Annotated in this window: 13 protein-coding genes; 7 read left to right on the plus strand and 6 right to left on the minus strand. The window is 60.5% G+C overall.

What is annotated here, in order from left to right:
• Positions 1-16: 16 nt before the first annotated feature.
• Complete coding sequence (locus QOV41_RS15585; protein ID WP_284577718.1) at positions 17-823, minus strand: DeoR/GlpR family DNA-binding transcription regulator; 807 nt, start codon at positions 821-823, stop codon at positions 17-19.
• A gap of 180 nt (positions 824-1003) precedes the next feature.
• On the opposite strand from QOV41_RS15585, the gene QOV41_RS15590 reads away from it, so the two are divergent.
• The 3 genes from QOV41_RS15590 to ybaK all read left to right on the plus strand — a co-directional run bounded on the left by QOV41_RS15590 (position 1004) and on the right by ybaK (position 5148).
• Complete coding sequence (locus QOV41_RS15590; RefSeq protein WP_284577719.1) at positions 1004-3103, plus strand: bifunctional rhamnulose-1-phosphate aldolase/short-chain dehydrogenase; 2100 nt, start codon at positions 1004-1006, stop codon at positions 3101-3103.
• Between the two features lie 169 nt (positions 3104-3272).
• Positions 3273-4562 (plus strand): L-rhamnose catabolism isomerase, encoded by a 1290-nt coding sequence (gene rhaI / locus QOV41_RS15595; protein ID WP_284577720.1) that lies wholly within the window; start codon positions 3273-3275, stop codon positions 4560-4562.
• 112 nt (positions 4563-4674) lie between these two features.
• Positions 4675-5148 carry a Cys-tRNA(Pro) deacylase gene (gene ybaK / locus QOV41_RS15600; RefSeq protein WP_284577721.1) on the plus strand — a complete coding sequence of 158 codons (474 nt, stop codon included), beginning with the start codon at positions 4675-4677 and terminating at the stop codon, positions 5146-5148.
• A 78-nt stretch (positions 5149-5226) separates the two neighbouring features.
• Here ybaK and QOV41_RS15605 read toward each other — a convergent pair whose 3' ends face one another.
• Positions 5227-5373 (minus strand): DUF1127 domain-containing protein, encoded by a 147-nt coding sequence (locus tag QOV41_RS15605; RefSeq protein WP_284577722.1) that lies wholly within the window; start codon positions 5371-5373, stop codon positions 5227-5229.
• Between the two features lie 201 nt (positions 5374-5574).
• On the opposite strand from QOV41_RS15605, the gene QOV41_RS15610 reads away from it, so the two are divergent.
• The 3 genes from QOV41_RS15610 to QOV41_RS15620 are packed head-to-tail and all read left to right on the plus strand — an operon-like array spanning position 5575 to position 8457.
• Positions 5575-7851: a heavy metal translocating P-type ATPase gene (locus QOV41_RS15610; protein ID WP_284577723.1), complete on the plus strand. Its 2277-nt coding sequence runs from the start codon at positions 5575-5577 to the stop codon at positions 7849-7851.
• Positions 7848-8279 (plus strand): Cu(I)-responsive transcriptional regulator, encoded by a 432-nt coding sequence (gene cueR / locus QOV41_RS15615; RefSeq protein ID WP_284577724.1) that lies wholly within the window; start codon positions 7848-7850, stop codon positions 8277-8279. Before QOV41_RS15610 ends, cueR begins: the two co-directional genes overlap by 4 nt.
• Positions 8257-8457 carry a heavy-metal-associated domain-containing protein gene (locus QOV41_RS15620; RefSeq protein WP_284577725.1) on the plus strand — a complete coding sequence of 67 codons (201 nt, stop codon included), beginning with the start codon at positions 8257-8259 and terminating at the stop codon, positions 8455-8457. The genes cueR and QOV41_RS15620 overlap by 23 nt, the downstream gene beginning before the upstream one ends.
• On the opposite strand, the gene QOV41_RS15625 is transcribed toward QOV41_RS15620, so the two are convergent.
• A complete protein-coding gene (locus tag QOV41_RS15625) occupies positions 8454-9167 on the minus strand; it encodes a DUF1428 domain-containing protein (protein ID WP_284577726.1) in 714 nt (237 codons plus the stop codon). The two genes, QOV41_RS15620 and QOV41_RS15625, sit on opposite strands and share 4 nt — an antisense overlap.
• 76 nt (positions 9168-9243) lie before the next feature.
• Between QOV41_RS15625 and QOV41_RS15630 the strand changes: the two genes are divergently transcribed.
• Positions 9244-9687, plus strand: coding sequence for a MarR family winged helix-turn-helix transcriptional regulator (locus QOV41_RS15630; protein WP_284577727.1), 444 nt, complete (start codon positions 9244-9246; stop codon positions 9685-9687).
• A 59-nt stretch (positions 9688-9746) separates the two neighbouring features.
• Here QOV41_RS15630 and QOV41_RS15635 read toward each other — a convergent pair whose 3' ends face one another.
• From QOV41_RS15635 to QOV41_RS15645, 3 genes are all read right to left on the minus strand, one after another.
• Complete coding sequence (locus QOV41_RS15635) at positions 9747-10697, minus strand: substrate-binding domain-containing protein (protein ID WP_284577728.1); 951 nt, start codon at positions 10695-10697, stop codon at positions 9747-9749.
• 73 nt (positions 10698-10770) lie between these two features.
• Positions 10771-11790, minus strand: coding sequence for an ABC transporter permease (locus QOV41_RS15640; protein ID WP_284577729.1), 1020 nt, complete (start codon positions 11788-11790; stop codon positions 10771-10773).
• Positions 11771-13312, minus strand: a complete 1542-nt coding sequence (locus tag QOV41_RS15645) for a sugar ABC transporter ATP-binding protein (protein ID WP_284581348.1) — start codon at positions 13310-13312, stop codon at positions 11771-11773. The genes QOV41_RS15640 and QOV41_RS15645 overlap by 20 nt, the downstream gene beginning before the upstream one ends.
• Positions 13313-13483 lie beyond the last annotated feature (171 nt).

The following is a 13483-nucleotide window of genomic DNA, read 5'->3' on the forward strand; positions in this document are numbered from 1 at the left end:
TGGTCTATGGTTTGGCTCAGGCGACTGTTGATTGGCGTTCCGCCTGCGCACTGGTCTCCGCCACGATGAGCCGCACGCCTGCCGTTTCCAGCATTTGGCGGTCTTCGTCGCGGATGCCGCTATCGGTGACAACAGCGGCAATTCGGTCGAGCCCACATAGGATGAGGCTCGATCTTCCCGAAAACTTCGATGAGTCGGCCAGAACGATCAGTTCATCGGCTTGGCCGATGAGCGCCAGTTCGGACTGGACGACCATCGGATCGGCTTCCATCAGGCCGTGCTGGCCGATGCCCTGGCAGCCGATGAACATGCGCTTGGCGTAGAAGTGGCTGGCTACCACACCGCCGAAGGGCGAGAGGATGACGTTCTGCTCGCGATAGACCGTGCCACCGGGGATGACGACGGAGTTGCGCGAATTGTGCAGCAGGAATTCGGCGATAGCGAAGCTGTTGGTGAAGACACTAAGGCGCTTGCCGGTCAGGTGATGCACCATCTGGTAGGTGGTCGTGCCGCCATTGATGATGATCGGCTCGCCGTCCTGGCACAATTCCGCAGCCGCACGGGCGATTGCCCGCTTCTGAGTGATGTTGATCGTTTCGCTCACTGAGAACGGTCGACCAACCAGCGCGTGCTGGTCTGGCGGGTTCACGGCCTCGGCCCCGCCCCGCACCCGGCGCACCTGCCCGCGCACATGCAGTGCTGCAATGTCACGGCGGATGGTGGCTTCAGAGGATCCGGTCACTTCCACCAGATCGCCAACCGTCACCATTGGCCGCGACTGGGCGGCGGCCAGAATGACTCTATGACGTTCGGTTTCGTGCAAGGCTGCTATCCTCCTGGCGCATTCCTAGCCAGCAAGTTCGATCAGTGTCAATCATCAAACCATCAGAAGCAAAACATGTTAGCCGTACATGCGCGTTCCTGATTGTTTCTGATTGACAGCTACAATCGATCATGGCCATGTCCCGGCCAGTTAAAGACCACTTTAGTCCGGGAGGAACGCATGTCCGACACTGCGCCAAAGCGCCTTGAGAACAAATGGGACGACGCCAAGGCGGCCGCCATGAGCGAGCCCGAGCGCCTCGTCTATCGCTCCAACTTGCTCGGTTCGGACAAGCGCGTCACCAATTACGGTGGCGGCAACACCTCCTCTAAGATTTGGCAGAAAGACCCACTGACGGGCGAAGAGGTCGAGGTTCTCTGGGTCAAGGGTTCGGGTGGTGACAATGCCTCGATCAAGCTCGAGGGTTTTGCCACGCTCTATATGGACAAGCTGCGCGCCCTGAAGGGTCTCTATCGCGGCGTCGAGTTCGAAGACGAGATGGTCGGCTATCTGCCGCACGCGACTTTCAACCTCAATCCGCGCGCCTCCTCCATCGACACGCCGCTCCATGCCTATGTGAATCGGCCCTATGTCGATCACATGCACCCCGACGCCATTATTGCCATCGCGGCCTCCAAGAATTCCAAGGAGCTGACCCAGCAGATCTTTGGCGACACCATTGGCTGGCTGCCGTGGAAGAAGCCAGGTTTTGAGCTTGGCCTGTGGCTGGAGAAGTTCTGCCTGGAGAACCCCGATGCCAAGGGCGTGGTTCTCGAATCTCACGGTCTCTTCACCTGGGGCGACACGCCCAAGGAATGCTACGAGACCACCATCGCCATCATCAATCAGGCCATCGCCTGGTTTGAAGAGCAGACTGCCGGCAAGACCATCTTCGGCGGCGAAGCTGTTCAGTCGCTCCCTGCCGAGCAGCGCCGGGCGATTGCGGCCAGGCTCATGCCCAAGATTCGCGGCTTCATCTCGGAAGACAGCCATAAGCTGGGCCATTTCGATGACAGCGACGCCGTCCTGGAGTTCGTCAACTCCAAGAACCTGCGGCCGCTGGCAGCGCTGGGCACCTCCTGCCCTGACCACTTCCTGCGCACCAAGATCCGCCCGCTGGTGATCGACCTTGATCCCGCCAACCCCGATGTCGACGCCGTCCTCGCCGGGCTGGGCGACCAGATCGCCGCCTACCGCGCCGATTACGCGGCCTATTACGAGCGCTCCAAGCACGACAATTCGCCCGCCATCCGCGACCCGAACGCAGTGGTCTACCTGATCCCCGGCGTGGGCATGATCACCTTTGCCAAGGACAAGGCGACCGCCCGCATCTCCGGCGAGTTCTACGTCAACGCCATCAATGTGATGCGCGGCGCCTCGACCGTATCGGAATATCAGGGCCTGCCCGAGCAGGAAGCTTTCGACATCGAGTATTGGCTGCTTGAAGAAGCCAAGCTCCAGCGCATGCCCAAGCCGAAGTCACTGGCTGGCAAGATCGCTCTTGTCACCGGTGGCGCCGGCGGCATCGGCAAGGCCACCGCCGCTCGCCTTCTGCGGGAAGGTGCCTGCGTGGTGCTGGCCGACATTGACCAGAATGCGCTCGACAACGCCACTCAGGAGCTGTCGGACGTCTTCGGCGCCGACTTCGTCCGCCCGGTGAACATCAACGTCACCAGGGAAGAGCAGGTCATCTCCGGGTTCACGCACGCCGTGGTGGAGTTCGGTGGCCTCGACATCTTGGTGTCCAATGCCGGCCTCGCTTCTTCGGCGCCGATCGAGGAAACCTCGCTCGAGCTCTGGAACAAGAACATGGACATCCTGTCCACGGGTTACTTCCTGGTCAGCCGTGAGGCATTCCGCCTGTTCCGCACCCAGCACATCGGCGGCAATGTCGTCTTCGTCGCCTCCAAGAACGGCCTTGCCGCTTCCCCCAACGCCTCCGCCTACTGCACCGCCAAGGCCGCCGAGATCCACCTCGCCCGCTGCCTCGCCCTCGAGGGTGCGGAAGCGCAGATCCGCGTCAACGTCGTCAATCCCGACGCCGTGCTGCGTGGGTCCAAGATTTGGGCCGGTGAATGGCTCGAGCAGCGCGCATCGACATACAAGACCGACAAGGATGGTCTCGAGGAAATGTACCGCCAGCGTTCGATGCTGAAGCGTTCGGTGTTCCCCGAGGACATCGCCGAGGCCATCTACTTCTTTGCTTCGGAGGCCTCGGCGAAATCCACCGGCAACATCATCAATGTCGACGCGGGCAACGCCCAGTCGTTCACGCGGTAATCGAAGCAGAGGGAGGAAGCCCCTCACCCGTGTCGCGCTAAGGCCATCCACCCTATCCTACAAGGGTAGAGGGGTGACCTGACGGGTAGGAAAGCCTCGGCGCCCCCTTCTCCCCTGGTGGGAGAAGGGGCCCGAAGGGCGGATGAGGGTTCCTTCGGGAGAACAATAAATGACCGAATACATCATCGAGCCTTCCGTCGTGGAAGCTGACAACGCCAAGCGCGAAGCCGACCTTCGCCGCGACTACGAGAGTCTCGGCGAGCGCCTTGATCGGCGCGGCGTCGCCATCGACGCCATCAAGGCCAAGGTTGCCGCATTCAACATCGCCGTCCCTTCCTGGGGCGTCGGCACCGGCGGCACGCGCTTTGCGCGCTTCCCGGGCAAGGGCGAACCCCGCGATATCTTCGACAAGATCGAGGATTGCGCCGTTATCGCCCAGATGACCCAGGCGACCAATACCGTCTCGCTCCACATTCCGTGGGACAAGGCCGATCCGAACCGGTTGAAGCAGGCCGCCAGCCGCTTCAATCTCGGCTTCGATGCCATGAACTCCAATACCTTCGCGGACGCCAAGGGCCAGATGCAGAGCTATAAGTTCGGCTCGCTCTCGGCCTATGACAAGGCCACGCGCGACCAGGCCATCGAGCACAATCTCGAATGCATCGAGATCGGCAAGACCATTGGCTCCAAGGCGCTGACGGTGTGGATCGGCGACGGCTCGAACTTCCCCGGGCAGACTAATTTTGCCACCCAGTTCGAGAACTATCTCGACTCCATGAAGGCCATCTATGCCGCCCTGCCCGATGACTGGCGGGTCTATACTGAGCACAAGATGTACGAGCCGGCCTTCTACTCAACGGTCGTGCAGGATTGGGGCACCAACTACATGATCGCCAAGGAGCTCGGCGACAAAGCCTATTGCCTCGTCGACCTCGGCCATCATGCCCCCAACGTCAATATCGAGATGATTGTCTCGCGCCTGGCGCAGTTCGGCAAGCTGGGCGGCTTCCACTTCAACGACAGCAAGTATGGCGACGACGATCTCGACGCCGGCTCCATCGACCCCTACCGCCTGTTCCTGGTGTTCAACGAACTGGTGGATGCCGAGGAGCGCTACAGCGACTTCCATCCGGCGCACATGCTCGATCAGTCGCACAACGTCACCGATCCCATCGAGTCGCTGATGCTGTCGGCCGCCGATGTGCAGCGCGCCTATGCCCAGGCACTCCTGGTAGACCGTAAGGGGCTTACGGCTGCTCAAAGCGGTAACGATGCGCTAGCGGCAACGCAGCATCTGCGCCACGCCTACCGCACCGATGTGGAGCCTATTCTGGCTATGGCACGCCTCGAAAAGGGTGGCGCTATCGATCTTCTCAGCGCCTATCGCGCCTCCGGCTATCGCGCCAAGGTCGCCGAAATCCGCCCTGCCGTTGAAGCTGGTTCCAGCGGCATCGTTTAAGAACACAACGCTCCTCCCCGCGTTGCGTCTAAGGCTCGGCAGTGATGCCGAGCCTTTTGCATTAACTGACAGCCACTTGCCTGGCGCGCCGTTTGTTCTACAACAAGCCATCATGTCCAAGAACACGCCCGCAACGCTGGCACTCACCAGGGCCGACATCGCCTTCACCACCGCCACCTATGATTACGACCCCGGAGCTGACCGGGTCGGACTCCAGGCTGCCGAGGCGCTCGGTGTCTCGCCCGCAATCGTGCTAAAGACGCTCATGGCCGAAGTCGATGGCAAGCCGGTCTGCGTGGTGGTGCCCTCCGACGAAGAGGTTAACATGAAAAAGCTTGCTGCCGCTTTTGGTGGCAAGAGCGCTCACATGATGAAGCCGGCGGACGCTGAGCGCCTGACTGGCTACAAAGTAGGCGGCATCAGTCCCTTCGGGCAAAAAAAGCAGGTGCCCACTGCTGTCGAGGAAATCGCCACCCTCGAAGAGCTGGTCTATCTCAACGGCGGCCAACGCGGATTGCAGATCCAGCTCAAGCCAGAGGACCTAATCATCGCCCTTGGTGCCAAGGCAGCCGATCTCATCCGCTGAAGCGTTCATGTGCCCAAAAAAGACAAAAGGCGCCCGTTCAGGACGCCTTCATCTTCATAACAGCTTTGTCGCCGCGCCTTAGCGGGCGTAGGTACCGCGGGCGATTTCCTTGATATCGGAGCGGGTGATGCCGAGATCGTTCAGCTGACGCTGGTCGAGCGAGCTGAGCTCGCGCATGGTGCGCTGATACTGGGCAAACTGGCTAATACGCTGACGGATGTTCATTTTCTTTTCCCCTTCACTTTGGTTGACCCTTATCTAGGTCGGCCCGCCCGTGATGAGTAGTTGGCCTGCGTGCACATCCGTTATGCATTCGGTGCAAAGAAAATGGGCAACTTAGTTCATAAGAGGTTCATTTCGGATCCTCGGAAACCTTGACCTTCCCACGATGGGAAGCCCTATATGCAACGGGACGAGGTAAGTCCCATGAATCAGCATATCCATTTCAGCAAAGTCTCCATCGACATTCAGGGCATGAGTTGCGCTTCCTGCGTCGCCCGTGTTGAAAAGGCATTGCTCAAGGTGCCGGAGGTACAATCGGCTGCCGTAAACCTGGCAACTGAGCGCGCAACGATCGAGCTGACCGATCCGGCCGCCATCGAGGCAACACTCCGCGCCGTCGAAAAGACCGGCTACAATGCCACACCGACGCCGGTCGCTCAGCCTCGCGACGAGCATGGCGGCCACAACCATCATGATGAAGATGCCGCCCTGCTACGGCGCGACGTTCTCATTGCGGCAGTCTTCACCCTGCCGCTCTTCGTGCTGGAGATGGGCAGCCACTTCTATGCTCCCGTGCACCACTGGTTGATGGGATTAGTACCGCAGCAAACCCTCTTTTTGCTGTACTTTTTGCTGGCAACTGTTGTGCTGTTCGGGCCCGGATTGCGGTTCTTCAAGGCTGGTATTCCTGCCCTCTTCCGTGGCGCGCCCGAGATGAATTCCCTGGTCGCCCTGGGCGCCGGAGCCGCGTATCTCTATTCGGTCGTTGCCACCTTTACGCCCGGCGTACTGCCTGCAGGAACGCAGCACGTCTACTACGAATCTGCCGCCGTTATCGTCACGCTGATCCTCGTCGGCCGCTGGCTGGAAGCGCTTGCCAAAGGAAGAACAGGAGAAGCCATCCAGCGCCTCGTGCAGCAGCAAGCCAAAACCGCGCGCGTGCAGCGGAACGGGGGAAATGTCGACTTGCCAATCGAGGAGGTCGTCTTGGGTGACCTGATCTTGGTCCGCCCAGGCGAGAAGATCCCGGTTGACGGGGAGATCGTCGAAGGCAGCAGCCACATCGACGAGTCGATGATCTCGGGCGAACCGCTACCCGTCTCCAAAAGTGCCGGTGCACAGGTCATCGGCGGTACGCTCAACACGTCTGGCAGTTTCAGTTTCCGCGCGACCAAAGTGGGCGCAGACACCATGCTGGCGCAGATCATCCGCTTGGTTGAAGAGGCACAGGGCGGTAAGCTGCCGATCCAGCGTCAGGTGGACAAGATCACCGGCTGGTTCGTTCCCGTGGTGATCGGGCTAGCGGTGCTGACCTTTGCTGGTTGGACGCTCTTTGGTCCTGCGCCTGGCTATGTCCTTGGGCTTGTGAACGCTGTCGCCGTTGTCATCATTGCCTGCCCATGTGCCATGGGCTTGGCGACGCCCACCGCCATTATGGTCGGCACGGGGCGTGCAGCCGAACTCGGCGTGCTGTTCCGCAAGAGCGAAGCCTTGCAGCAATTGAGCGGGGTTAGCGTGATTGCCTTCGACAAGACAGGCACGCTGACACGGGGCAAGCCTGAACTTACAGATCTCATTCTGGATAATGATTTCGAGCACGACGAGGTGCTTGCACTGGTAGCGGCCCTCGAGAGCCGCTCTGAACACCCTATCGGCGAGGCCATCGTTGCAGCGGCCGAGAAGCAAGGCTTGACGCTCGGTCAGGTCACCGAGGTCAAAGCCGTCACGGGTGAAGGCATCCGTGCCCGTGTGGACGGTCGGCTGGTCGCGGTGGGCTCACAGCGTTTCCTCAGCCAGTTCGACTTTTCGGATTTCGGCCAAGCTCTCGACAGACTGGCAGACGAGGGTAAGACGCCGGTCTTTGCTGCGATAGACGACAAGCTGGCTGCTGCCATCGTTGTCGCCGACGCAGTGAAGCCCACCAGTCGTTCGGTGATCGCGGCGCTGCACCGGATGAACATCAAGACAGCCATGATCTCGGGCGACAACCGGCGCACGGCCGAAGCTATCGCCCGCCAACTCGGCATTGACGAGGTGCGGGCCGAAGTATTGCCTGCGGAAAAGGTTGCGGCGCTTAAATCCTTACGGCCCCTTGGACAGGTGGGTTTCGTGGGCGATGGCATCAATGACGCCCCTGCCCTGGCGGAGGCAGATGTTGGCATTGCCGTTGGAACCGGCACCGATGCCGCCATTGAGAGTGCGGATGTGGTGCTGCTTGGAGGCGATCTCCGCGGGGTTCTCGATGCGATCTCGAGCAGCCGAGCGACGCTGCGCAACATCCATCAGAACCTGTTCTGGGCATTTGCCTACAACGTGCTGTTGATCCCGGTGGCGGCGGGCGTGCTCTATGCGCCGTTTGCCATGCTGCTATCGCCAATGATTGCGGCGGGCGCTATGGCGCTATCGAGTGTGTTCGTGGTCGGAAACGCCCTGCGGCTTAAAAGATTACGGCGGGTGCAGCTCGAAGGAGAGATGGCATGAACATCGGTCAGGCAGCGGATGCTTCGGGTGTGTCGGCGAAGATGATCCGCTACTACGAATCCATCGGCCTTATCCGTCCGCCCGAGCGTACGGAAAGCAATTATCGGGTCTATGGCGCCGATGAGGTTCACGTGCTGCGCTTCATCAAGCGCGCACGGACGCTGGGGTTCTCCATGGAAGAAACTTCAACATTGCTGAGGCTTTGGCAGGACAAGAGCCGCGCCAGCGCCGAGGTCAAGGAAATCGCCAGCCGGCATGTTGTGGAGCTGGAGCAGAAGATCTCCGAGCTGCAAAGCATGGCAAAAACGCTGCGGCATTTGGTGCATTGCTGCGGGGGCGACGAGCGCCCGGATTGCCCGATTCTCGAGGATCTCGCGGGTGCAGAGATACAGAAAGGACATCAAGATGAACGACAGATTAACGCTTAAAGTGGATGATATGACCTGCAATCATTGCGTGGGGACGGTGCGCACAGCGCTCGAAGAGGCTTTGCCGGATCCACGGGTTGAGATCGACCTGGCCAATCACCGCGTGACCTTCACAGGCGACCGCGCGAAAGGCGAGAACGCCATTCGCGAGGCCGGCTACACGCCCGAAGCTATCTAGGCGTCGAGTAGCGGGACAAAGCCGCCATAGATCCGACGCGCCTCGTCCTGCGGCTGGTCCGCTGAATGCATGCGCGGGTCTTCGAAGATCTTGGGCCACGCAGCGTCGCGAACCTCCTTGGACGGCCATTCGACCACGGAGAAGATGACCGTTTCGCCGTCCTTGGCTTGCACCGCGTCCTTGAAGTCGGTGACTTGCCCATCGGGCAAAAAGTCGCCCCAGGTCTCGAAGATGCGGGTGGCGCCGTTCTCTTTGAACACCTCGACCTGTTGCCGAGCAAGGGTCCGGTAGTCCTCGAAGCGGTCCACAGGCACGGGCGCCAGGGCGCCATCGACATAGCCCGGCTTGCCGCCCCGGCCGGTATCAAGGATTTCGTCGAAGCCGCCATAGAGCATGCGGGTGCCGTCGAATGGCATATTCTTCGCGATCTCCTCCATGCGCGGATCGGCGATCATCTTGCGATTGGCTTCCTGGGCGGCCTCCCGGGTAGGGTATTCATGCCAGGAGTAGACGATCACCTCGTCGGGTTTGGCCTTCACGGCGCGACGGAAATCGGTGACCTTCCCGTCCGGGACCTCATCGCCCCAAACTTCCATCAGGCGTTTCGCGCCGAACTCCTGAAAGATCGCGACGGTCTCTTCTGCCAGTTGGCGGTAGGCTTCCTTGTTGGCCGCCGGTACGGCGGCCACAAAACCAGCAATATAGGTCATTCCCAAACTCCTCTCCTGGTCCACAGGTGAACGCATGCTGATTGACACTTACGTTGATGTCAACGTATTTTGCAGCATGACTTCTAGTACTCTCGACTTTGCCACCACTCTCCATGTCCGCGACCACTGTCTTTGCCTTGCCGCACAACGGGCGGCGCGAGCCCTCGCTCGTCGCTTTGACATCGCCCTGCGGCCGGTGGGACTGACCAATGGGCAGTTCTCGCTGCTGATGTCGTTGAACCGCCCAGAGCCACCGACACTCGGCTCGGTAGCTTCGCTCTTGGCGATGGATCGCACGACGCTAACCGCGGCTTTGAAACCGCTGGAGCGGGAGGGGCTCGTCGCCACCACGGCCGATCCCAAGGACCGACGCAGCCGGCTGCTGCAGCTTACCGATGCGGGGCGGCAGCGGCTGGGGGCGGCGCTACCGATCTGGCGAGAAACGCACCGGCTGGTCGACGAAGCTTTCGAGCCGGACGAAGGCAAGGCGTTGCGGCAGAGCCTCAACAAGATCGGCTGACAACAAAGGGGCGCCTTGCAGCGCCCCTCGTTTCGACAGCGTCTGATTGCGTTGGGAGGTCAGAACGGGCTGTCGGGAAAGTAGAACTGCTCGGCATTTTCCTGGGTGATCAGGGGCGAACCAAGGATGTATTCGCCGCGAACCGGGCCGTTGGAGGTGAAGTGCGCCACGGTGACGTCCATGGCGGTCGCGATCTGTGCCGGCGGATAGAGCACGTCGACGGGAACGAGCTCGTCGCCTTCCATTACGCCCTTGACGATCTCCTTCATGCCGGCGCCGCCGACCACGAACATCTCGTCTTCACGGCCAGCCTGGCGGATAGCTTCCACCACGCCGAGAGTGATGTCATCATCCTGAGCCCAGACACCATCTATGTCAGGGAAGCGCGACAGGAAGTCCTGCATCACTTCGAAGCCGTCATCACGGTTCCAGTTGGCGAACTCGTCGTCGAGCACATTGATGCCCGAGCCTTCGATAGTGGACATGAAGGCGTCGAACCGCTCGGTGTCGAGCACGGTGGGGATGCCGCGCAGGATAACGATGTTGTCGCCTTCACCAAGACGGGTCATCATGTATTCGGCCGAGTTCACACCCATTTCGGTGTTGTTGCCGGACACATAGACGTCCTGGATGGTCGGATCGGTCAGGCCGCGATCTACCACGGTGATGAACGCACCCGCATCCTTAACGGCCCGAACCGGCTCAGTCAGGGGCTCGGATTCGAAGGGGAGCACAACGAGAGCGTCGATCTGCTGCACCGAAACAAGGTCTTCAAGATCGCTGGCCTGGTCCGACGGACCGTCGGCGGTGACGATGATGAGGTCGATATTGGGATGCGCAGCCTCGAGCCGCTTTTCGGCTTCTTGGGCATGCCAGTTGAGACCACCCATGAAACCATGCGTCGCGGCCGGGATCGAAACGCCGATCTTGACCTGTTCGTCCTGCGCCAAGGCAGAGCCGGCCAGAACGCTGGTGGCCATAAGGCCAAGTGCGATTGCCTTTAGAGACATAAAAGTCCTCCCTACTATGTTCGGCACCGAAACACGGCGCCAGTGATCCCGCCCGTTAGGGGCGTGGAATTGGCTACTCGGCCTTCTTGCGCCCGGCGCGGAGCGAGCCACGCTGCAAGTAAACTGCCGCGATGATGATCACGCCCTGAACCGCCCCGTTGAGGTAGTTGGAGATGATCTCGGTGAGATTGAGGATATTGCCAATGGCGGTCAGGATCAGCGCGCCGATCACTGTGCCGCCGACCCGGCCGAAGCCGCCCTTGAGCATAGTGCCGCCGATGATCACCGCCGCGATGGCTTCAAGCTCCCAGAGGACGCCTGTTGCTGCCGAGGCGGAGCCCAGGCGCGGCACATAGATGATGGTGGCCAGCGACACGCATAGACCCTGCAGGATGAAAGTCATGGTGCGCACCCGGTCGACCTTAATAGCCGAATAGCGGGCAACATGCTCGTTGCTGCCAATGGCCATGCAGTAGCGGCCGAACGCCGTCCGGTTCATCAAAATCCAGCCCAGAATGGCGACGATGATGAAGACCCAGACAGGATAGGGCAGGCGCAGGAAGCTGTCGTAGTAGACCGGGCGGTAGATCTCGCGGGCGCTGTTGTTGAGCGACAGGGTCCCGCCATTGGCAAAGTAAGTCACCAGCGAACGGTAGATTCCCATGGTGCCCAGGGTAACGATGAAGGCCTCGATCTTCCCTTTGGTGGTCAGAAAGCCGTTGATGAACCCCGCACCGACGCCCAGGATCAGCGAGCAGCCGATGCCCAGGACCACCGTCCAGATGGACACACCCATGGAATCCACCGCCCAGTTCATGACAATGATCATGACACCGGCGATGAAGGCGGCCATGGAGCCGACCGACAAGTCGATGCCGCCGGCCGTGATGACGAATGTGGCACCAACGGCGATAATGCCGATAAAGGCTGAACGGGTCAGCAGGTTGGTGACATTACCCTCGCCCAGAAAGAGCGGGTTGAGCGAATAGCCCAGGATGACCAGCAGGATCAGCGCGACGAGCGGCCCGGCGGTCTTAAGGTCGATGCGGAAGCCCTTGGACGACTTCACCGGTTCATGCGCTGAGACGCTCATCTTCCCCACTTTGCTTGATGCCTGCGGCGTACCGCATGATTTCTGCTTCCTGGATTTCCGCGCCTTCCAGCGTTCCGGCCAGGCGCCCTTCCCGCATCACCAGCACCCGATGGGAGAGCCCGATGACCTCCTGCATCTCCGATGAGATGAGAATGATCGACTTACCCTCGGCCGCGAGCGCTGCGACGATGTGATAGATCTGCTGCTTGGTGCCGACATCGATGCCACGCGTCGGCTCATCCATGATGATGATGTCCGGCTCGGTTTCCATCGTCTTGCCCAGCATTAGCTTTTGCTGATTGCCGCCCGAGAGCTTACCGACCTGAACTGAAGCATCGCGCGCCCGGATATCGAACCGGCGCGTGGCGCGCTCGAGGGCTTCGGCCTCGCTCGCGCCATTGAGAAAGCCGCCCTTGAGATGCTTTTTGATGGTCAGCAACGTAAGGTTGGGCTGCAGCCCCACGTTGAGGAGCAGCCCCTTGCCCTTGCGATCCTTGGTCATATAGGCGAGCCCGGCATCGACGGACTTGCCGACATCGGCGAAGTGGGTTTCCTCGCCACCGAGTTTGACGGAGCCGCCCGTCTTGTGGGTCAACCCGACGATTGCCTCTGCAACAGCCGTACGCCCCGAGCCGATAAGACCCGCAAAGCCCAGGATCTCGCCACGGCGCAGATCGAATGAAACGTCACGAACACCGGGCGCCTCGAGATTGCGCACCGCGAGCACGACGGGGGCATCGACATCGGGCTCGTGCTTGGGCGGATAGAGATTTGAGAGTTCGCGCCCCACCATCATCTGGGCGATGGAATCGGGGGTCAGCGCCTCGGTGCCCAGGGTTGCGATCAACTGCCCATCGCGCAGGACCGTCACCCGTTGGGCCAGCTGCATGATTTCGTCGAGCTTGTGCGAAATGAAGATCACGGCGACGCCGCGCTCGGTGAGCCGCTTGATCTGCTCGAACAGCGTTTCTGTCTCTCCCACCGAAAGCACGGCAGTGGGCTCATCCATGATCAACACACGCGCATCGCGGCTGATGGCTTTGGCGATTTCCACCATCTGCTTGTCGGCGACCGAAAGCGTGTTGATGCGAGCATCGGGATCGACGCGCACATGTAGCGTATCCAGAATGGCCGCAGCGCGGCGGCGCATCTCCCCAAGGTCGAGGAAACCAAACTTCTTGATCTCGCGACCAAGAAAGATCGAGTCAGCGACCGTCAGGTGCTCGGCAAGATTGAGCTCCTGGTGGATAAGCACGATACCCATTGCCTCCGCCTCGCCATTGGGCGGAAGCGTGACCACCTTGCCATCGTAGGTGATGGTGCCGGAGGTGGGCTGCTCGATACCGGAAAGAACTTTGATGAGAGTGGATTTGCCGGCGCCATTTTCGCCGATGATGGCGTGAACCTCGCCAGGACGAATGTCAAAATCGATGCTGAACAGCACAGGGATGTCGCCGAACGACTTGGAGATCCTGTTAGCCGACAGGATTGCAGGCGCAGCGGTGCCCTCGGCACTCGACATCATGATTCCTCCCCTTGGACATGGCGGTTTTACGGAGCCGGCTCTCTGTCCACGAGCTCAGATGTAAAGGTTTTCAGGATTGATGTAAAGGTTTACAGTGCCTGCAGAGCCTATAGCTTGTGTACAGGCTCTGGTGTCGCTCGCACCTTGTGCTAAAGGCAAAAAGCGGGC

The sequence above is a fragment of the Devosia sp. RR2S18 genome (genome assembly GCF_030177755.1).
GTDB classification, from domain to species: domain Bacteria; phylum Pseudomonadota; class Alphaproteobacteria; order Rhizobiales; family Devosiaceae; genus Devosia; species Devosia rhizosphaerae.